Source organism: Klebsiella michiganensis (assembly GCF_015139575.1).
GTDB classification, from domain to species: Bacteria; Pseudomonadota; Gammaproteobacteria; order Enterobacterales; family Enterobacteriaceae; genus Klebsiella; species Klebsiella michiganensis.
Genome location: NZ_AP022547.1, coordinates 5,431,235 through 5,451,319, shown reverse-complemented (window position 1 = coordinate 5,451,319; position 20,085 = coordinate 5,431,235). Strand labels below are relative to the sequence as shown.

The following is a 20,085-nucleotide window of genomic DNA, read 5'->3' as shown; positions in this document are numbered from 1 at the left end:
CGGGCCAGGATCTGGCCCGAATTTGAAGAGATTTACAGCATGATGCCGCCGAAAATAAACCCGAGGATCACGCATAGCGTAATGGCGATGACGCCGGGGATCAGGAAGGCATGGTTAAAGACATATTTGCCGATGCGGGTGGAGCCGGTGTCATCCATTTCGACCGCCGCCAGCAGGGTGGGGTAGGTCGGCAGAACGAAAAGGGCGGAGACGGCGGCAAATGAGGCGATGGCGGTAAGCGGGCTCACGCCCAGCATCAGCGCGGCGGGCATCAGCGCCTTAGTGGTCGCGGCCTGGGAATATAGCAGGGTCGCGGCGAAGAACAGCACCACCGCCAGCAGCCACGGGTAGTTGTGCAGCAGGTCGCCCGCCACGGTCTGGATATCGCTGATGTGGGCTTTGACGAAAGTATCCCCCAGCCATGCGACGCCGAGAACGCAGACGCAGGCGCTCATGCCGGATTTAAAGGTGCTGGCGTTGAGCACTTCACCGGTGTCGATTTTGCAGGTGATGCTTATCAGCGTCGCGATGGTCAGCATAAACACCACAATCGCTTCGTTACGCGGCAGGACCGGATCCTGGATCAGCCCTACGGTATCGCTGATGGCGGTGGCGTAGAACATCACCGCGACGATACCGATCAGAAACAGTAATACCGAGCGTCTGGCGTGCGGCTTCAGTTCAAAAACCTGGCTGCCGCGCAGTTTGACTTCCCCTTTTGCCAGCCGCTCCTGATAAATCGGGTCGTCTTTCAGCTCACAGCCGAGGAAGTTACAGACGATGGCGGTAAGCATGACGGCAATCAGGGTAACCGGAATACAGATCGCCAGTAGCGTCAGGTAGCTGACGCCCAGGGGCTCGAGAATACCGGCAAAGAAGACCACCGCTGCGGAAATCGGCGAGGCGGTAATGGCAATCTGCGAAGCGACCACCGCAATGGAGAGCGGGCGTGAGGGGCGGATGCCCTGTTCTTTTGCCACTTCGGTGATAACCGGTAAGGTTGAGAACGCCGTATGCCCGGTTCCGGCAAGCACGGTCATAAACCAGGTGACCAGCGGCGCGAGAAAGGTGATGTATTTGGGATGACGCCGGAGCATACGTTCGGCAAGGCTGACCAGGTAATCCATCCCTCCGGCGACCTGCATGGCGGCGATAGCGGCGATAACCGCCATAATGATTTCGATGACGTCGAAGGGGATCGCGCCAGGTTTAATTTGAAACACGAGGGTCAGGACGAGGACGCCCAGGCCACCGGCGAAACCGATGCCGATTCCCCCGAGCCTGGCTCCCAGATAAATCGCCAGCAGGACAATAACGAGTTCTGCACCAAACATATTTGCCTTCCTTGTTTTATTAACAAGTTGATATTGGGTTGTTGTAATTTAGTAAATCAATAAGAACAAAAAGGGCATGTCATTGCTGACATGCCCGTGGTTAGTTTAATCGGAAAACCTACTGTTCGCTTTCATCGGTATAACGCTTCGCTTTATAGGCCGGATGCATCAGGTTTTGCGCAGAGAAGATATCGTCCAGCTCCGCCGCGGTCAGCAGGCCGCGTTCAAGCACCACATCCCGGACGCTTTTGCCCGTTTCAGCGCAGATTTTGCCGACGATATCGCCATTGTGGTGGCCGATATACGGGTTGAGGTAGGTGACGATGCCAATAGAGTTGTAGACGTAGCTTTCACATACCGCTTTGTTGGCGGTGATGCCGCTGACGCATTTTTCCAGCAGGTTGTAGCAGGCGTTGGTCAGAATATGGATAGATTCAAACATCGCCTGGCCAATCACCGGTTCCATCACATTCAGCTGCAGCTGGCCCGCTTCGGAAGCCATGGTGACGGTGGTGTCGTTACCGATTACTTTGAAGCATACCTGGTTGACCACTTCCGGGACCACCGGATTAACCTTGGCGGGCATGATGGAAGAGCCCGCCTGCAGTTCAGGCAGGTTGATTTCGTTCAGGCCAGCGCGCGGGCCGGAAGAGAGAAGGCGCAGGTCGTTACAGATTTTGGACAGTTTTACCGCCAGACGCTTCAGAGAGCTGTGGACCATCACGTAGGCGCCGCAGTCGGAGGTCGCTTCGATCAGATCTTCCGCGGGGACAACCGGCAGGTTGCTGACTTCCGCCAGTTTTTGTACCGCCAGCTGCTGATAGCCATCCGGGGTGTTCAGACGGGTGCCGATAGCGGTCGCGCCAAGGTTCACTTCCAGCAGCAGTTCCGCGGTGCGCAGAATGCATTTGGTCTCTTCGTTAAGCAGAACATTAAACGCGTGGAACTCCTGACCGAGGGTCATCGGTACCGCATCCTGTAGCTGAGTCCGGCCCATTTTCAGAATGTCCTGGAACTCTACGGCCTTCTGCTGGAAGCCTTCGCCCAGCTGATTAATCGCATCGATCAGTTTGAGGATGGAGGCGTAGACCGCGATGCGGAAACCGGTCGGGTAGGCATCGTTGGTGGACTGGCATTTGTTAACGTGGTCGTTCGGGTTGAGATACTGATATTCGCCTTTCTGGTGGCCCATCAGCTCAAGGCCGATGTTCGCCAGTACTTCGTTGGTGTTCATGTTAACGGAAGTGCCCGCGCCGCCCTGGAACACATCGACCGGGAACTGGTCCATGCATTTGCCGTTATTCAGGACCTCATCGCAGGCGGCGATAATGGCATTGGCGACGCTTTTGGGGATAGTTTGCAGCTCTTTGTTAGCCTGCGCAGCGGCCTTCTTCACCATCACCATTCCGCGGACAAATTCAGGGATATCGCTGATTTTGTTGTTGCTGATGTAGAAGTTTTCAATCGCTCTCAGAGTATGGACGCCGTAGTAAGCGTCAGCTGGAACTTCCCTGGTACCCAACAGGTCTTCTTCGATACGAATGTTGTTTAACATGTGAACCTTCTCTTTCAAGCTGCCTATGAATTCACCAAATACGCAGAATTAATGGGATCTAGCGCATTTTCTGGCCGCAGATTATTTCCTTAATCGGCCCGGTGCCCACGATCATATGCTGATGATAGCGAATATCAGCCGCCCTGATCACTTATTATGTAGTGAATCTTATAAGAATTATTAATCTGTGAAATGAGTCACCGGTTTTCTAATTTTGAAAAAAATAAGCTTTTTTTACGATTGAAAAGTGACGTTTTGGCCCAACATCTTGCTGATGCGAATAGCACATCTATGACTACGGGCGCCGATGCTGGCGTCTGTTAATGAAGGAGACGCCGGTGCGTTGGATTCCGTTAATTGCCGTTTTTTTATACGTTTACATTGAAATCTCGATCTTTATCCAGGTCGCTCATGTGCTTGGCGTTCTGCTGACGCTGATTCTGGTGATCTTCAGCTCGGTGGTGGGGATATCGCTGGTGAAAAACCAGGGCTTTAAAAACCTCATGCTGATGCAGCAGAAGATGGCGGCGGGGGAGAGCCCGGCCGCAGAGATGATCAAAAGCGTGTCGCTGATTATCGCCGGTTTGCTGTTGCTTCTGCCGGGGTTCTTTACCGATTTCCTGGGGCTGCTGCTGCTGTTACCTCCGGTACAGAAGCATCTGACCTTAAAACTGATGCCGCATCTGCGCTTTAGCCGAATGCCGGGCGGCGGGTTTAGCGCCGGAACGGGCGGCGGCGATACCTTTGAAGGCGAATACCAGCGTAAAGACGACGAACGCGACCGTCTCGATCATAAAGACGATCGCCGCGACTAACATGCATTGCCCGGGCCGGTTACTCCGGCCTGGAATACCCCTCCGCCAGCCTGCGCTTCGGTAAAAACAGCCACAGTACCGCCAGCATGATAAACGCGTAAAGGCTCTTCCAGCCCACCATCGCCAGCAGCAGCAGGCACAGCAGGCTGCCAAACGCCGCTAACGCGCGATAACGTCCCTCAAGCAAACGGCAGCCCGCCAGCATGCACAGCAGATAGATCATAATAAAAATGCCGTTGGCGTAGACGATCAGCGCATCAAGATTGATATTGAGCGCATAAATGCATAACGCGCTAATGACGCAGCAGCCGAGCACCGCGTTCAGCGCGTTGCGCGGAATCTGTCGCGGCGACAGCCGGGCCAGATAGCTCTCGGGTTTGTACTGCGCCTGCGACCAGACCAGGCGAGCAAAACTCTGAATATAGATATTGAGGCTGGCGAAGCAGGCGAGATAGCCGATAACGCAGGCAATCCACAGCGCCTGCACGCCAAACAGGTGCACCACGATATTGGGCAGCGACGCGGCGGCGGCCATCTCCTCGCCAAAGGCATGAAAATGCAGGACCAGCACGGTACAGGCCCAGTAGACGGAACCCGCCAGTAATAAGCCAATCATCAGCGCGCGGGGGAAATCGCGTTCCGGCTGCTTAAACTCAGAGGCCAGGTGTGCAAAAGCCTCCAGCCCGACAAAGCACCAGAACATCACGGAAAGCGCGGAGAAAAGCTGCGAACTATCGATTTCAGCGGGCGCGGGGAAGGGGATCTGCGCGGGATTGATCGCGCCGCGCCACCAGATGGCGACGATCAGGGCGACAATCAGCACGGCAACCAGCGTTTGTAGATTGGCGCTGGAGCTGGCTCCGCGGGAACCGACCCACCAGATAATCGCCAGCGTTCCCAGCTCGGCCAGCAGCAGCTGGCTGTCGTGCCAGCCAAAAAGCGCCTGACCAAAGCCGGTGGCGATGTGCAGGGCCGCGGGTAATCCCACCGGGATCACCGATAAAAAGAGCCAGCCGGTGACGCGCGCCAGACGCGGGCCAAAGGCCATATTCACAAAATGCGCCACGCCGCCGGCGCTGGGAAAGTGGCGGCCCAGCGTCGCAAAGACGATAGCGATGGGAAACACCAGTAAAATCAGCGCCGGCCAGGCCCAGAGGCTGTTATCGCCGGCGACCAGCGCGGCCAGTGCCGGAACGGCGAAGACCCCGGTTCCCAGTAATGACGTGGAGAGTAATCCCACGCCTTGAGCCAGCCCTAACTCCTGTTTTAAACCACTCATGATTCAACCTTGCGCCCGGCAAAAAAAGGATGGTATCACAATCGCTTTTGCTTATGACGTCAGGCGAGGACGGCAAATTTATGTGCGTCCGAGCACGAGGACAAATTTTTTTTTGCGTTTCCCCTTGAAGCGGTAAAACCCCATCCCCATCTCTCAGGGCACTAGCCGGAAAACCGTGTGCGGACCGGCGTCATCCATAACTGATAATGACTTTCTCAAAGGAGAGCTATCAAAATGAGTATTCGTCCGTTACATGATCGTGTGATCGTCAAACGTAAAGAAGTTGAAACGAAGTCTGCTGGCGGCATCGTTCTGACCGGTTCTGCGGCAGCAAAATCAACTCGTGGCGAAATCATCGCTGTCGGTAAGGGCCGCATCCTGGAAAACGGAACCGTGCAGCCTCTGGACGTTAAAGTTGGTGACATCGTCATTTTCAACGATGGCTATGGCGTGAAGTCCGAGAAGATCGACAATGAAGAAGTGTTGATCATGTCCGAAAGCGACATTCTGGCAATTGTTGAAGCGTAATCCGCGAACGACACTGAACATACGAATTTAAGGGAAAGATAAAATGGCAGCTAAAGACGTAAAATTCGGTAACGACGCTCGTGTGAAAATGCTGCGCGGCGTAAACGTACTGGCAGACGCAGTTAAAGTAACCCTGGGCCCGAAAGGCCGTAATGTGGTTCTGGACAAATCCTTCGGTGCGCCAACCATCACTAAAGACGGCGTTTCCGTAGCGCGTGAAATCGAGCTGGAAGACAAGTTCGAAAACATGGGCGCGCAGATGGTGAAAGAAGTTGCCTCTAAAGCGAACGACGCTGCAGGCGACGGTACCACCACCGCAACCGTACTGGCTCAGGCTATCATCGCTGAAGGCCTGAAAGCCGTTGCTGCGGGTATGAACCCGATGGACCTGAAACGTGGTATCGACAAAGCTGTCGTTGCCGCCGTTGAAGAACTGAAAACGCTGTCCGTACCGTGCTCTGACTCTAAAGCCATTGCTCAGGTGGGTACCATCTCCGCTAACTCCGACGAAACCGTAGGTAAACTGATCGCGGAAGCGATGGACAAAGTCGGTAAAGAAGGCGTTATCACCGTTGAAGACGGTACCGGTCTGGAAGACGAACTGGACGTGGTTGAAGGTATGCAGTTTGACCGCGGCTACCTGTCCCCGTACTTCATCAACAAGCCGGAAACCGGTGCTGTTGAGCTGGAAAGCCCGTTCATCCTGCTGGCTGACAAAAAAATCTCCAACATCCGCGAAATGCTGCCGGTTCTGGAAGCCGTAGCGAAAGCTGGCAAACCGCTGGTTATCATCGCTGAAGACGTAGAAGGCGAAGCGCTGGCGACCCTGGTGGTGAACACCATGCGCGGTATCGTTAAAGTGGCTGCGGTTAAAGCTCCGGGCTTCGGCGACCGTCGTAAAGCTATGCTGCAGGACATCGCAACCCTGACCGGCGGTACCGTTATCTCTGAAGAGATCGGTATGGAGCTGGAAAAAGCGACTCTGGAAGACCTGGGTCAGGCGAAACGCGTTGTTATCAACAAAGACACCACCACCATCATCGATGGCGTGGGTGAAGAAGCTGCGATTCAGGGCCGCGTTACTCAGATCCGTAAGCAGATCGAAGAAGCGACTTCTGACTACGACCGTGAAAAACTGCAGGAGCGCGTTGCGAAACTGGCAGGCGGCGTTGCGGTAATCAAAGTTGGCGCAGCGACCGAAGTTGAAATGAAAGAGAAGAAAGCCCGCGTTGACGATGCCCTGCACGCGACCCGTGCTGCGGTTGAAGAAGGCGTGGTTGCCGGTGGTGGCGTAGCGCTGGTTCGCGTTGCCGCTAAACTGGCTGGCCTGACCGCTCAGAACGAAGATCAGAACGTCGGTATCAAAGTTGCGCTGCGCGCAATGGAAGCTCCGCTGCGTCAGATCGTATCCAACGCCGGTGAAGAGCCGTCAGTTGTTGCTAACAACGTGAAAGCCGGTGAAGGTAACTACGGTTACAACGCCGCAACTGAAGAATACGGCAACATGATCGACTTCGGTATCCTGGACCCAACCAAAGTGACGCGTTCTGCTCTGCAGTACGCAGCATCCGTTGCTGGTCTGATGATCACCACCGAGTGCATGGTTACTGACCTGCCGAAAAGCGACGCGCCTGACTTAGGTGCTGCTGGCGGTATGGGTGGCATGGGCGGTATGGGCGGCATGATGTAATCGTGCGCTATACCCCTTAGAAATAAAGAACCCTCGGGCAGAAATGCTCGGGGGTTTTTCTTTTTGTCGTCTTTTTAGTATAAGGTTGTACATCCGGGCCAGTGCGTCCAGCTCATTGATCGTGGGGAATAACATGCAGGTAAAATATTTAGCAGGGATTGTCGGCGCAGCATTGTTGTTAGCAGGTTGCAGCTCCAGCAACGAATTGACCTCTGGTGGCCAGAACGTACGCTTTGTTGAGGATAAACCGGGTTCCGAATGCCAGCTGTTAGGCACTGCGACCGGTACGCAGAGCAACTGGCTGTCCGGGCAGAATGGTGATGAAGGCGGCTCTATGCGCGGTGCGGCAAACGCTCTGCGTAACCATGCGGCAGAAATGGGAGGCAACGTGATTTACGGCGTCAGCAGCCCGACGCAGAATCTGTTGTCCAGCTTTGTCCCGACAGATAGCCAAATGAACGGCCAGGTTTATAAGTGCCCGAATTGATTTAACAGGTGCCTCTTTTGAGCCAATAGAGGCACCTGGCATATTTTTTAGCGCGCGTTGATTTTGGCCTGTGTCGCCATGTAGAACGCATGTAAAGGCCGCAGGCACTCCTCCAGCGACAGCATTCTTCCCGGCTGAGAAGGAATAATTTGGCTAAAAATCTGGCAGGGCTGATGCTTTGCGTGCACTTCTTTCAGTTTTGGGCTCTTCTCAATTAAGCGCATCACTACGCTATTCTCCTGCTCTGACGGATGGGCGGCGTTGGTTTTAATCACCGCGCCGGAGATGATTTTTCGGCCTGCTTCCGTATCACAGCAGTACAGCACGCCCAGATAATGGGAAAACAGATTGAGCTTCCACTCATCCTGGATGTACTGTTGATAATCAACATTCTTGTTATTCGTTAAATCCAGGGCATATAGCATCAGGCTTTCCAGTGATGACGTTAAATTTTTAATCAGTTCGTTATCACCGGCGTTTTTAAGAGATTGCTGAACTCCAACCAGCAGCGCTTCAACCTGCATATCATCAATGCGCAGCGTAGCAATTTGCTCGTTTTGCAGCACCAGAATGAGCGTTGACCAGGTATCTCCTGGTTTTAACGTAATCGATATGACTCGCCTTTCCGAATTGGGCTGCTGGACTTCCGGCATATCTATAACCGGGGTGTTTTCTATGAGCTGCTCATTAAAAGCGACCAGTTCGCTCTTATAACTTTCACCTTCAGCGTTTAAGCGCTGTAATACGATGGCCATCCTGTGTTGTAAAACTAACAGGAGGTCGGTAAGCGCCTGGGCCTGAAGATAGTAAGACTGGCAAAGTTGATTACTCAGCTTTACTTTGAGCATTAAAGCTAAAAATTTGTCTTCATATTTAATTGATGCGGTATTAAAACCAATAAACGTGCCTTGCATTCGGATCTCCTTTTCCTGAGGGTTACGCTGGTGCCAGCGTGCGTAGCTGTGATAAATCAATGATGCGATCGGCCGAGGCAATGGTGGATGGCCGATGGGCGACGATGATTCGGGTAATGCTTAGCCCAGAGATAGACTGGTTAATCACCGACTCATTTTTAAGATCGAGATGACTGGTGGCTTCATCCATAAACAGAATGCTGGGTTTTCGATAGAGGGCGCGAGCGATTAAGAGCCGCTGTTTTTGCCCGCCAGAGATGCCTAAACCGAGCTCGCCGACAATGGTTTCGTACCCCATCGGCATTTTCATGATTTCATCATGGATATTACATCTGCGTGCGCATTCAACGATAAAGTCCATATCGGCGTTATCTTCAAAGCCGCTGATATTATCGATCAGGGAACCCGAAAAGAGTCTGTCTTCCTGCAGAACGCAGGCCGTTCCATGACGGAAGTTGTTAATGCCGATTTTCTGAATATCGAGGTTATCCGCTATCACATCGCCGCTGGTTGGGGACAGCAGGCCGCACATGACTTTCAGTAGCGTGGTTTTACCGACGCCGGAAGGGCCGACCAGCGCGATGGATTCGCCCGGTTCAACGGTAATATTTAAATTAGAAAAAATAGGCTGCGAGAACGGATCGTACTGGTAGCTGAGATTCTTCACTTCCAGTTTAACGCCCGTGTTTTCTGCAAAAACGCGTCGTGAAGGCAGTTCTTTTTCCGGCTCGCTAAAGACGATCTCTGAAAGACGCTCATTATGTAACGACAGCATACGCAGCTGCATAATCAGATCGATCAAACTTGAGGCGCGCTGCGAGAACTGACCGCGATAGGCATTAAAGGCCATAAACATGCCAAGGGTCATATTGTTATCAATAACCATAATTGCCCCCAGCCAGAGAACCGCAACCTGGTCGATAGAAGTAATAAAGGTATTAATACCGCCAAACATCATATCGAACCGAGTCTGTTTGATGCCGGCATTACAGGCGTCGATGTTGATATTTAACCAGTGCTGCGAACGGCGTTCTTTTAAGTTCAACGCCTTAATGGTTGAAATACCGTAGAGCGACTCCATAAAGTGCGAGCTGGAACGGGCGCCCTTGATAACCTGCTCTTCGGCAACGCGGCGGTAGAAGCTGTAGGTCGCAAAACGCATGATGACGTAGCATAAAGTAAAGCCCACCACGACCCAAACCAGCCAGCCGCCATAAAGCGTTAGCATAATCAGCAGGCCAACGGTCATAATCGAATCGATAATGCCGGTAACAATACTATTGGTGAAGGTTGAGCGGATAGTATCCAGCGAGGAGAAACGAGACTGAATATCGCCCAGATGGCGCTTCTCAAAAAAGGATAACGGCAGGCTCGCCAGATGATCGAACAGCGTTGTCTTCCACTGAATATTGGTCAGCGTATTTAACGTTAATGAGATCCAGGCCCGCAGCATACTAATAAATGTACGGAAGAGCGTGAAGAAAACCAGGCCAATACAGATAACCGAAAGCAGGCTCTGATCGTGCGCCATGATGACGTGGTCGGTAACCAGCTGCGTGCCGATGGGTAACAACAGACCGATAGCCTCAACCACTACCGAAAAGGCAAAGATCTTGAGCAGGACGGATTTCAGCCCAACAATATTACGCATCAGGTCCAGCAGGCGTAGACGAGATTTCGCCTGTTCCTGCTGAAAGTTTTGGTCCGGCCATAGCTCCAGCGCAACGCCGGTAAAGTTATTGGACATTTCCTGGATGCCAATAACCCGTTTACCCAGCGCCGGGTCGTGAACAATAAAGCTGCTTTTACGCACTTTAGTGAGCACCACGTAATGATTCAAACCCCAGTGGATGACGCAGGGCAGCTTTAGCTGCTTGATTTCATCCAGGTCGAGGGATAGCGCGCGGCTTTTCAACCCGGCATGTTCCGCCGTTTTGCTCAACGACATGAGCGTAACGCCCTGAGAAGGACTGCCGTAGCGATGGCGGAAGTTGAACAGGTCGATATTGAGCCCGTAGAAGCCGCAAACCATCGCCAGACAGGCGATACCGCATTCGGCAGCCTCCGACTGTAATATCACCGGCGTTTTATGGCGGAGCGAAAAATTTAGCTTATCGGTAATCGTTTTAAACAGTTCTTTATGCATCGATCGGGCCACTCACGCTTTGCGTCATCTTATAGAAAGGGGTAAACATCCACATATAAAGCGGACGCTCTTCAAGAAAAACTACCGCCTGAGCCTTCAGGCCGTTAGAGAGCGTGAGCGTTTTTCCGTTGTAGTTAAAAGTCTTGTCTTTAATTTTTATAATGGCTTTATAGAGCGCCAACTCCTGCTGGCTAGTGCCGTTATTAACGTTGGTATATTCAGCCATCTCCTGGCGTGATGCTGGAACCGAGGAGATAGAAATAACCTTTCCTGGAAATTGTCCAAATTTATCCGCAGGAAAAGCATCATAGCGAATATTAATCGTGTCGCCTGGCTTCACATAAGGGATAGTATTATTGGGTAACCATAGGATGAGATAATACTCAATATCCCCTGTGGGTTTGATCTGTGCGAGGCTGCTGCCGTTCTCAACCATCTGCCCCTTAGTCACTGCCAGCGACTCAATCTTGCCATTGGTCGTTGCTTTAATAATGAGATTACCATTCGCGTTGGATTCTACCAGCTGATTTTTGTAATCATTGATTTGATTGTGCTGGCTGGAGATCTGATTATCAAAGTCTGCTGCTTTGGTTATTTTATCGCTATTGGTTTGCGTGAGCTGAGATTCCAGCTGCATTTTTTGGGTAACCAGGGATTGATAGGCGCTTTGCTGTTGAAAATATAAAGAATGCTGATAGTTATACTGGTCTTTAGTGATCAGACCATCCTTGAGGTATTTATCATAGCTGGATAAGTTGGTATGCATTTTGTTTAAGCCTACCTGAGTCGTCGCCAGCATGCGATTAGTTTCAGCCAGTGAGGCGCTGGTAGTTTTAAGCTGTTTATCAAGGGCGGTTAATGTTTCAGCTTTATTGCGCGTCAGTTTGCTTATAATATCTTCCGCATTAGCAATTTTTTCATTAATCACTTCAATTTGGGCTGCGCTCACATTCCCATTAATGGTATTACGCGAAACGTCAAGCTCATAAAGCGGTTGGCCTTTGTTTACGATATCACCCACTTTTACGTGCTGATTAACAACAAAACCTTGCTGTGGTGCGAAGACGTTCACGGAGTGGGGGAGTGTAATGACTTCGCCACGCACATCAATGCGCTGAGTGAAGGTACAAAATATGAGAGATAATACAAGAGCAATAAGAAAAAGTGATGCTAACAAGGTAACCAACCATGCCGGGATGCCTGCTAACAATAATGCTTTCCCTTTCCAGTGAATTTTTTTGTACTCAATCGCTTCCTTGCGATAGATATTTTTTAACATTGTTATCAGCTTTGAGATAGAGAATTAAGATAAAAGAAGGCTCGTCAGAGCCTTCATAAAGTTATGGTCTGAAAACTTTCTTACCAGTAGGCTAGCGTACCATCAACAAATCCATCAAACATCTCGATACATTTATCGAGAGTGATATCCCAGCCAACCATGGCACCAGCAATAGCGCCACCAACGCCGCCAACGCACAGACCGTAAATCATCCCCACCGCCTGGCCAATTGACCCGATACCCAAAATGCCGCCACCGTTACCGCCGAAGATGCCGCCCATAGCAGAACCGGCAAGTGCGCCAGCTGTGGCGCCTAAAATGGATGCTCCGATAGCTTCAGCGCTATTAAAAACAATACTGGTTAAGGCGCCAGTTATCGATGAGAAGTCCCAGGAGTAGCCACCAGAAATCTCTTCCATTTCAAATACAGTGAGTTGTTTCATTATATATTCCTTTAATATATGAGTGCTTTAAGAAAACAACAACAAGTCAAAATCTATTTTGACATTTTTAGAAAATGAAATACACGAAGGTGCAAGGCGGTATTTCGAGGCTGATTCTAATATGTGACTGTTATTTTTCAATGTCTGTGTTGATGATTGATTAGTGAATTTTTAGCGGTTCATGTATCAGCTTTAGTGAATTAATATTGATGGCGTGATTGTGTGTGAGAGAACGGATTGATAACGAGAGGCATTTTAACCGCCACACTTCAGGCTGCCTGAGCGTTGGCTGAGCGCGCTCAGCCCAGCCACTTAATGCAGTAAACTGCCAGGTATTCTCTCACTCACCACTCGAATAATTTTGGATTTATAACGTTTTTGCTTTTATTCATCATTAAGTCTATGTAAAACTTGCTGGTATATGCTTATATCCTTGCTCGCAGGGGAATTATTCCTCCTGCAGGATGACCTCTAAATCTGTTTTTATCTCCCCAGTGATGCCTGCAGAGACATTTTTAGCGATTTTAAAATAGTCAGCAGTGAGCGTTAAATCCTGACTCTTAGTACTGACGAAGGGGTAGGCACTCAGATCGTTAAATTTTATCGCAGAACCATTTTTTTTAAGAATGATACCTATGTTTTGAGCGCCGTCTGGTAATGAATTTAGTAATAGTCCATTTACGCTTGTTGATGCTACAGATATAGGGCTAAACCAGTAAACATATTTTTTATTGATTTCTGAGTCCGGGCAATTAATATCGAGGGTGATATTTTTGGACTTGCCTGCGGCACTACCGACAGCTACGGAATTTAAATCTGAAATATCAATGGTTGATAGCTTTACGATACTCCCATTGCGCGGCGAGATTTCGCAGGTCGTTTCCTTAAAACTAATATTGGTCAAATCCACATTGATTCTGAATAATTCAGCCGTATTCGATGAGCCCGTACTGGTCTGATTTGGCGGTCCAGCCATAAAATAAACCGCCGTTTTATTTCCCTTTTGCTTCGTTATGGGGCCGGTTTTCACTAACCAGACCATGACCTGGCCAGAAGGCTTAGAAAAATAGCGATTGCTGGCTACGTCTGGCTGGTCTATTTCTGCAGGAGAAAAATAGTTAACTGATGGTAAAGTGATATCGGAAATCTGAAACCCAATACCCGGAATCCCCGTTTCATAAACGACTTTCCCATCAATTTTCGAAATGCTGGATGGGCTCACGGCAGGTGAGGTTCTAACGACATAAACATCGCTGGAGCCACATGAGGAAAATGTTTTGGGATTTACACTTCCACGCCTTGCCGACGCTAATATGCTACCGTCAGGTAATGTGGAATCCGCGACGACAGAGCCGTTAAAACTAACGGTAATCGCACCGCCACCCGTTTTACTATATGAGCAGGTAGCCACCGCCTGTAAGCTTATGCTGAGTAAACTAATAATAAAAAAAAGGCTTTTCATAGTATTACTTTCCCTGTTGGTGGCAAACCGCTGTCGTCTGCGCGATGCCTTCGATTTCCGTAGCCAGACTATAGGCCGCTTTACACCGCTGGTCAGTCTTTGAGCCCCACTGGGCATAGACTTCACCGTTATCTTTTAGACCGGACATGTAGACCATCCCACCATCAGACACGATACTGGCCTGGGCATTTTTATCGGTAGTTGACGTTACCGTTGCGCCATACGGCACGTTTTCGCCTGATGCTCTCTTAAGGATAAGGAATGCGCGGCGGCCAATATTACCCGCGAAGTTCGCCCGTACCACGGCTGCACGTGTAGGCACGACTTTTTGCGTCGTATTTGGCAATTCCATATTATTCCCCAGAGTCGTGCTATCTAAGGTTACGTTGGTCCGATGGTATGGCGTAACGTACGGAATAATCGCGTAGCCGCGGGAGTCCGTTTCGATAGTCGCGTCGTTTTCCAGGCGTACATTTTTCAGCCCGGGTGCTTTAACCAGTACGGCGGTTTCAGACATTTCCTGACCCAGGGTAATACCGTCGGCATGCATTAATACGCCGCCGCTGAGACCATAGTTAATCAACTGGCTATGTTTGGCATAACTGTAGCCGGCGTTAACTGAACCCGTTGAACCACGATAGTTGCCGTAGACGCCGCCGCTGGCATCCTCCCGATTGCTGTAGCCCTGCTGTACGTTCCAGTCGAGGTTATGATTTTCCAGCGCCACCCCGCTCAGAGAAACATACTGATCGGTCGAGCCCGGGCTGCTGTTGGTGACGTTGTAGGTCGCATAAGCATTAGGCAACCACTCGCTTAAAGGAATAGAGATATTAAATGAAACGACATGGTCATCCTCTACATAACGGCCGGAGCCACTATTTCCCCAGCTGTAGCGGCTATAGCTATAGCCGGCATAATAGTTAAAGCGACGGAACCCGCCGTTGTAACCAATATTCAGCGAGTTATTGTGGCGCTTGCTGTCCCAGTAATCCTCGAATATACCGGATACAGAAAGGCTACCTAACCCGGCCCCCAGGCTTTGGCTCACGGTAATATTGGTTCTGTTACGCAGAGAGCGTGGAGTATAGCCGCCGTATCTGTTGCTATAGGTGTTCATCACATCGCTTAGCGTATTGTACCCGGAGGTCGAATAGCGGTAGCCGGCTACGGTAATATTGGTGCCGGTCTCAAGAATATTTTTACCATAGCGGATACGCCAGGATTGGCCGGACGTTTTATCTTCATCTTTCTTGTGGGACCAGGCTGTCGTGACGTCTGCGGAAACCGCGCCAATATCGCCAAGGTTTTGCCCGACTCCGAAAGCGAGCGCCTGATAGTTGGATGCCGCCTGCAAACCGGTATAGAAAGTGGTGTTGCTTAAGACACCGTAGCCGATCGTAGCCTGCGTAAACGGTTTTTCATCTATATTGCCGTCATATGGGCGATATTTACCGCTCGTGACCTCATACTCCATCTGGCCTTCTCTGAGCATTAATGGCAGAGAGGCGTAAGGCACGACGAAGTTCTGTTGGGAACCATCGGACTCCTCGACGGTGACGTAAAGGTCACCGTTGCCGCCGGTCGAGTAGAGATCGGTGATTTCGAAAGCGCCCGGAGCGACAAAGGCCTGGTAGATTTGATAGCCATTCTGTTTAATGACGATGCGAGCGTTGGTCCTGGCAATACCCCGAACAATTGGTGCGAAACCGCGCAGGCTTTCAGGAATCATATCCGTATCGGTTGCCAGCTGAATCCCCGTGAAGGGCACGCTGTCAAAAATGCTGGAGAGAGAGGTGCTTTCACCCATGACTAAAGTGCTTTTCAACGACACAATGCTTCGCTGCGCATAGAGATAGACGGAATCCCAGTCACTCTTCGTACCGGCTGATTTATTCCAGGTACTAAGGTTGCGCAGGCGCCACGGCCCAACGTTCAGGCCGGATTGTAAATTAAGATTGTAATATTCATTGTCAGCTTCGTAGTCTTTACCTGAACTAAACTGATAATTGGTCAGCAAGGCGTTAATACCGTCATCAAACTCATCGGGAGAAACAAAACCCTGAGCGATTGTCGACAGGGCTGCCTGCGGTATGGAGATCAGCAACTGTTGAGTATTAAAGTTAAAATCGGTAGTCAAATCCGGGATGACGCTCGTATCAGCACAGCCGTTTGCATCCTCTTTTAATGTTGGAAATGCTTCGGAACGTAAACCATAGGTGGTTAATTTAGCAATGCTTAAACATGGCGCGAGTTTTAAGGCATCAGTCGCCGGATCTTTTTTGTCAACAAAGCGAATATCGGCCGTTTCTTGCAGACTATTATTTAAAATAACGTCAATGCGGTACACCCCTGGTGCCTGTGCATCCCTGGTTGAATACAGGGACAGGTCCGGTATTGAGGATGGATCGCCCTGATTTACTGATTTTATAAAAGCGGGATCAAAAAAATCACGTGCCAGGGCATTAGCGCTTAAACCGAGAGCGAGCGCCGGAACGAGAACGAAAAATGTGTGGTAGGTTCCGGATAGCGCCCCGCCCATTTTTTTTATTGAAATAGACATACTTTTCACCCTGGCCAATGAAAAAAATTTAAATCGATGTGGTGTTAACTGGACCTGAACCCCCATTATCGGTAGAAACTCTCCACTCGATCTCTGAACCATTAACACCTGCAGGTAACGTGAATTCCTTGCTGGAAAAAGCATCAATATTATTGACTGTACTGGTAATATCCCTGCCGTTTATTGTTATTGTTTTAAAATAAATAAAGAATGGGGTCGGGTTTTTTAACGTTATTTTATTACCGGACTTACGCCACTGCAGATTTCTGGCCTCAGTAGTAATATTCATATCCTGAATAGCGCGTGGACGATAGATGAGGCGCATTCTGTGGCGAACGGCGAGCTGTAGCTTGTTTTTATCGGCTTCACTATCGCTGGTTGGCGGGATAGACATAACGTTAAAGAAGTAGACGGTTTCACGATCCTTTGGTGCTTTGGATATATACGCATTAGGAAAAACACGCACCGTATTCGTTTGCTTTCCCTCCAGACGGAAAAGTGGAGGCGTCACCATAAAAAAGCTGTCTTTCGTTCCTTCAGGTGCTTCTACCCAGGATTTAATAAGATATGGCGTATCATCTTTATTTTCAATGTTTGCGCTGATTTCTCGCGCGCCTTCTTTATAAAGATGACGGGTTGAATCCACCACGACTCCGCTGTGGGCTACGAAGCTGATGGTAATAAAAGAAAGTGTAGTTAGCCTTAATAATGACTTCAGCATAATTCATTCCCTGAATATAAGAATGGGGTTTACCTCAGGTAAACCCCGGCATGCTTATTAGTAGCTAATAGTAAAGGTTGCTACACCCTTAACTGCACCATCGGTAACGCCATTTGCGGTTTTAACGTATGCGGCTTTATAACGCAGATAAGAAGGCGTACCCGCAGTATATGCAATAACCTTAGGCGTAGTGCCGGTGAAGCTTACGCGAGTTCCATCGGTATTAACCACGGTAACCGCAGCGTTAGTCGCCGGGCTGGCCGCGGAGTTGGTCAGCACGTCATCCTGGCCGCTGATATAGTCGCCTGTTACGGTGACGTTGATATTGCCACTAAAGTCTTTAGCGCCTTTCTGGCAGTCTTCGATTTTGTACTCAATATCTTTTGCTGTAGACATATACGGTGCGTTGACAGCCAGGGCCTCCAGCACGGATGCTTTTACATCATCCAGCGTTAAAGATCCGCCTGAAATCATCGCGGACGGCGTTACGTTACAGGATTCGCCGGTGTCGGTTACGTTGCCCAGAATAGTCAGATTAGAACTGTTTCCTGCCGCAAAAGCCTGGGCACTCAGAACTGCTGAAGCAGCGACCATTACAGCTACAATTGTTTTTTTCATTTATTTAATCCATATAGAGATACTAAAGTCCTGAATAGCGTCATGGCGTGGATGTTAATTAGTATGAATAGTAATAACTAGCATTCCGCTATGCTGCCTGAGCGCTATCGTTATCTTTCTCCTGCCGCCACTATTGTACAAATCAGCGCGTATTGTGCCGGAGCGGTAACAAATCTAAGTGCAGGATAGATAAAATGCATGTGAATTCTGCTTGAATTTAAAGCTTGTTTATTGAAGGTTGCAAATTCACAAGTAGACTTCGTAGATAATAACGAGCGTATCTGGAACGTATAGTTGTAAATCAGTCTTCCCTTTGGTTCAAATATCATGATAATATTATCTTTGCTCTGGGAGGAGCGGGAATTTATCCTTGAAATTATCTAATCTGGCAGGCTAAAAGGGATGTGTTGTGTTTGCTAAAGGTGAATTTGAATTTAATTCATCTTTGTTTCATATGGAATGGTGAGAGAGGATTGGGATTATGATATTCAATGAATATATCATTAATAATGAAGTTATTTTTAATGTAAATATGAATGAGCTACAGCCTGTAGGAGAGAATGGGGACAGCGTGACCCTCAATGTGCCAACGGCACGCTGCCTGCAACTTTTGCTCGAAAGCAACGGGAAGATTATATCCAGGGAGGAGTTTCTGGATATAGTGTGGAAAAATAGAGGGATTGTTGTTTCTCAGAATACGTTCTATCAGAACATTTCCTTGCTAAGAAAATCATTACTGAAAGCAGGATTATCGCAAGATATTATTGTCACAGTAAGGCAGCGGGGATTTGTTCTCGCCGCAGGATCAAATATCGCGTCATTCTTCCGAACGGACGAAAAAGAGCCAGAAAACCCTGAAAATGTGCAGATCACCGCGAGCACATCTTCGCCTCCGGTTGAGAACAATGTGACTCATAATTTAGCCATTCAGGAAGATGCGCAAAAAAGTTTCAATGACAATAAAGCAACAGAGTTCAAATTACCAAAGTGGATTTTACCCCTGCTATTGGTTATGACCGCAGCAAACATTCTTTCTCTTTTCTTGTAGCTTTAATGAATGGGTTAACAGCTTGCTTTTATATTTGCTTTTACTTTCTTTCAGAAAGGATAACGGCTGGTTTTACGAAAATGATTAAGCAGTAGTATTTATATACCAGTGAGTAATAGCAAATAGGCAGTCTGCCTGGCCATGCCCGGCAGACGGATTGACTATTGCTGCTTTAACCCCAAGTCGAGGGGCGTCTTGCTGGGTTCCCCGCCGATTTCCCGCGCAAGTTTTGGTACTAAATAGCCGGACACCAGCGTCAGCAATTCGCGCACGATCGCTCTGGCCTCTTCGTCACTGACCATAAAATGCGCCGCTCCCTGCACTTTGTCTAACACATGCAGATAATAAGGCATGACGCCGGCGTCGAATAGCGCGTTGCTCAGGTCGGCAAGCGTGTTGGCGTTATCATTTACGCCGCGCAGCAGCACGCTTTGATTCAATAAGGTCACGCCAGCCATACGCAGTTTTTTCATGGACGCACGAAACGCCGCATCAATCTCGTTGGCGTGGTTAACGTGGTTTACCAGCAGTACCTGTAACGATGATGCAGCAATACGGGCAACCAGCGTATCAGTTATACGCGCAGGAATCACAATGGGCAGCCGGCTGTGAATACGCAGGCGCTTGATGTGCGGAATAGATTCCAGCTGCGTCAATAGCCAGTCGAGTTCATGATCCTTGGCCATAAGCGGATCGCCGCCGGAAAAAATGATCTCATCCAGCTGTGGATGTGCCGAAATGTACTCCAGGGCCTGCTGCCAGTTACGCTTATTGCCCTGGTTTTCAGCATAGGGGAAGTGACGACGGAAGCAATAACGACAATTTACCGCGCAGCCGCCTTTCACCAGCAGTAGCGCACGGTTGCTGTATTTATGCAGCAGACCGGGTACCACGCTATGCTGTTCTTCCAGCGGATCGGTAGAGAATCCTGGGGCATTAATAAACTCTTCCTGGGAGGTAAGTACCTGACGTAGAAGAGGATCGTTGGGATTGCCTGGCTCCATACGGGCAATAAACGCCCGCGGAACACGCAGTGCGAACAGGCGCTTAGCATCACGTCCTGCCAATAGATTCGCATCTGCGTCTACATTTAAAAGATGCAGCAGTTCATCAGGACTGGTCACAACATCGGCAAGTTGCGTTAACCAATCTTCTCTGGATGGGGTATTTAGGGTTACAATATGCGCCATTTTGTGGCTTAGCTAC

The 20,085-nt window shown here is 49.6% G+C and carries 17 protein-coding genes; 5 read left to right on the top strand and 12 right to left on the bottom strand.

Annotation, left to right across the window (positions count from 1 at the left end):
* Positions 1-32: 32 nt before the first annotated feature.
* Positions 33-1,334 (bottom strand): anaerobic C4-dicarboxylate transporter, encoded by a 1,302-nt coding sequence (locus JLG71_RS25490; protein ID WP_014227594.1) that lies wholly within the window; start codon positions 1,332-1,334, stop codon positions 33-35.
* Positions 1,335-1,452: 118 nt separating this feature from the next.
* Complete coding sequence (gene aspA, locus JLG71_RS25485) at positions 1,453-2,889, bottom strand: aspartate ammonia-lyase (protein ID WP_004097898.1); 1,437 nt, start codon at positions 2,887-2,889, stop codon at positions 1,453-1,455.
* A 338-nt stretch (positions 2,890-3,227) separates the two neighbouring features.
* Between aspA and JLG71_RS25480 the strand changes: the two genes are divergently transcribed.
* Positions 3,228-3,704: an FxsA family protein gene (locus tag JLG71_RS25480; protein ID WP_004097899.1), complete on the top strand. Its 477-nt coding sequence runs from the start codon at positions 3,228-3,230 to the stop codon at positions 3,702-3,704.
* A 19-nt stretch (positions 3,705-3,723) separates the two neighbouring features.
* Here the strand turns inward: JLG71_RS25480 and yjeH are convergent, their stop codons facing one another.
* Positions 3,724-4,983, bottom strand: a complete 1,260-nt coding sequence (yjeH, locus tag JLG71_RS25475; protein ID WP_025107653.1) for an L-methionine/branched-chain amino acid transporter — start codon at positions 4,981-4,983, stop codon at positions 3,724-3,726.
* Positions 4,984-5,217: 234 nt separating this feature from the next.
* Here yjeH and JLG71_RS25470 point away from each other — a divergent pair, with 234 nt between their 5' ends.
* The 3 genes from JLG71_RS25470 to JLG71_RS25460 all read left to right on the top strand — a co-directional run bounded on the left by JLG71_RS25470 (position 5,218) and on the right by JLG71_RS25460 (position 7,688).
* Positions 5,218-5,511: a co-chaperone GroES gene (locus JLG71_RS25470; protein WP_003855929.1), complete on the top strand. Its 294-nt coding sequence runs from the start codon at positions 5,218-5,220 to the stop codon at positions 5,509-5,511.
* 43 nt (positions 5,512-5,554) lie between these two features.
* Positions 5,555-7,201 (top strand): chaperonin GroEL, encoded by a 1,647-nt coding sequence (gene groL / locus JLG71_RS25465; RefSeq protein WP_032747587.1) that lies wholly within the window; start codon positions 5,555-5,557, stop codon positions 7,199-7,201.
* A 133-nt stretch (positions 7,202-7,334) separates the two neighbouring features.
* Positions 7,335-7,688, top strand: a complete 354-nt coding sequence (locus JLG71_RS25460) for a DUF4156 domain-containing protein (RefSeq protein ID WP_004097909.1) — start codon at positions 7,335-7,337, stop codon at positions 7,686-7,688.
* A 47-nt stretch (positions 7,689-7,735) separates the two neighbouring features.
* On the opposite strand, the gene yjeJ is transcribed toward JLG71_RS25460, so the two are convergent.
* From yjeJ to JLG71_RS25420, 8 genes are all read right to left on the bottom strand, one after another.
* A complete protein-coding gene (gene yjeJ / locus JLG71_RS25455) occupies positions 7,736-8,602 on the bottom strand; it encodes a YjeJ family protein (protein WP_025107651.1) in 867 nt (288 codons plus the stop codon).
* A 22-nt stretch (positions 8,603-8,624) separates the two neighbouring features.
* Entirely contained in the window at positions 8,625-10,748 is a 2,124-nt protein-coding gene (locus tag JLG71_RS25450) for a peptidase domain-containing ABC transporter (RefSeq protein ID WP_004097913.1), read from the bottom strand.
* Positions 10,741-12,027: an HlyD family secretion protein gene (locus tag JLG71_RS25445; RefSeq protein ID WP_064405839.1), complete on the bottom strand. Its 1,287-nt coding sequence runs from the start codon at positions 12,025-12,027 to the stop codon at positions 10,741-10,743. Before JLG71_RS25445 ends, JLG71_RS25450 begins: the two co-directional genes overlap by 8 nt.
* Positions 12,028-12,107: 80 nt before the next feature.
* Positions 12,108-12,470, bottom strand: coding sequence for a hypothetical protein (locus tag JLG71_RS25440; protein ID WP_004097919.1), 363 nt, complete (start codon positions 12,468-12,470; stop codon positions 12,108-12,110).
* 448 nt (positions 12,471-12,918) lie between these two features.
* On the bottom strand, positions 12,919-13,932 hold the full coding sequence (locus JLG71_RS25435) for a fimbrial protein (RefSeq protein WP_046876844.1): 1,014 nt from the start codon (positions 13,930-13,932) through the stop codon (positions 12,919-12,921).
* Positions 13,933-13,936: 4 nt separating this feature from the next.
* Positions 13,937-16,492, bottom strand: a complete 2,556-nt coding sequence (locus tag JLG71_RS25430; protein ID WP_406811800.1) for a fimbria/pilus outer membrane usher protein — start codon at positions 16,490-16,492, stop codon at positions 13,937-13,939.
* Between the two features lie 28 nt (positions 16,493-16,520).
* Positions 16,521-17,213, bottom strand: coding sequence for a fimbrial biogenesis chaperone (locus JLG71_RS25425; RefSeq protein ID WP_200913891.1), 693 nt, complete (start codon positions 17,211-17,213; stop codon positions 16,521-16,523).
* A gap of 57 nt (positions 17,214-17,270) precedes the next feature.
* The gene (locus JLG71_RS25420) at positions 17,271-17,831 is read right to left on the bottom strand and encodes a fimbrial protein (RefSeq protein WP_025107645.1); all 561 of its coding nucleotides are present in this window, start codon (positions 17,829-17,831) and stop codon (positions 17,271-17,273) included.
* Between the two features lie 481 nt (positions 17,832-18,312).
* On the opposite strand from JLG71_RS25420, the gene JLG71_RS25415 reads away from it, so the two are divergent.
* Positions 18,313-18,879 (top strand): winged helix-turn-helix domain-containing protein, encoded by a 567-nt coding sequence (locus tag JLG71_RS25415; RefSeq protein WP_004097927.1) that lies wholly within the window; start codon positions 18,313-18,315, stop codon positions 18,877-18,879.
* A 161-nt stretch (positions 18,880-19,040) separates the two neighbouring features.
* On the opposite strand, the gene epmB is transcribed toward JLG71_RS25415, so the two are convergent.
* Positions 19,041-20,069 (bottom strand): EF-P beta-lysylation protein EpmB, encoded by a 1,029-nt coding sequence (gene epmB / locus JLG71_RS25410; RefSeq protein ID WP_032695144.1) that lies wholly within the window; start codon positions 20,067-20,069, stop codon positions 19,041-19,043.
* Positions 20,070-20,085 lie beyond the last annotated feature (16 nt).

Coding starts and splice junctions, on each gene's coding strand:
- JLG71_RS25490 (WP_014227594.1), bottom strand. CDS start 1,334: ATGTTTGGTGCAGAACTCGTTATTGTCCTGCTGGCGATTTATCTGGGA.
- aspA (WP_004097898.1), bottom strand. CDS start 2,889: ATGTTAAACAACATTCGTATCGAAGAAGACCTGTTGGGTACCAGGGAA.
- yjeH (WP_025107653.1), bottom strand. CDS start 4,983: ATGAGTGGTTTAAAACAGGAGTTAGGGCTGGCTCAAGGCGTGGGATTA.
- JLG71_RS25470 (WP_003855929.1), top strand. CDS start 5,218: ATGAGTATTCGTCCGTTACATGATCGTGTGATCGTCAAACGTAAAGAA.
- groL (WP_032747587.1), top strand. CDS start 5,555: ATGGCAGCTAAAGACGTAAAATTCGGTAACGACGCTCGTGTGAAAATG.
- JLG71_RS25460 (WP_004097909.1), top strand. CDS start 7,335: ATGCAGGTAAAATATTTAGCAGGGATTGTCGGCGCAGCATTGTTGTTA.
- yjeJ (WP_025107651.1), bottom strand. CDS start 8,602: ATGCAAGGCACGTTTATTGGTTTTAATACCGCATCAATTAAATATGAA.
- JLG71_RS25450 (WP_004097913.1), bottom strand. CDS start 10,748: ATGCATAAAGAACTGTTTAAAACGATTACCGATAAGCTAAATTTTTCG.
- JLG71_RS25445 (WP_064405839.1), bottom strand. CDS start 12,027: ATGTTAAAAAATATCTATCGCAAGGAAGCGATTGAGTACAAAAAAATT.
- JLG71_RS25440 (WP_004097919.1), bottom strand. CDS start 12,470: ATGAAACAACTCACTGTATTTGAAATGGAAGAGATTTCTGGTGGCTAC.
- JLG71_RS25435 (WP_046876844.1), bottom strand. CDS start 13,932: ATGAAAAGCCTTTTTTTTATTATTAGTTTACTCAGCATAAGCTTACAG.
- JLG71_RS25430 (WP_406811800.1), bottom strand. CDS start 16,492: ATGTCTATTTCAATAAAAAAAATGGGCGGGGCGCTATCCGGAACCTAC.
- JLG71_RS25425 (WP_200913891.1), bottom strand. CDS start 17,213: ATGCTGAAGTCATTATTAAGGCTAACTACACTTTCTTTTATTACCATC.
- JLG71_RS25420 (WP_025107645.1), bottom strand. CDS start 17,831: ATGAAAAAAACAATTGTAGCTGTAATGGTCGCTGCTTCAGCAGTTCTG.
- JLG71_RS25415 (WP_004097927.1), top strand. CDS start 18,313: ATGATATTCAATGAATATATCATTAATAATGAAGTTATTTTTAATGTA.
- epmB (WP_032695144.1), bottom strand. CDS start 20,069: ATGGCGCATATTGTAACCCTAAATACCCCATCCAGAGAAGATTGGTTA.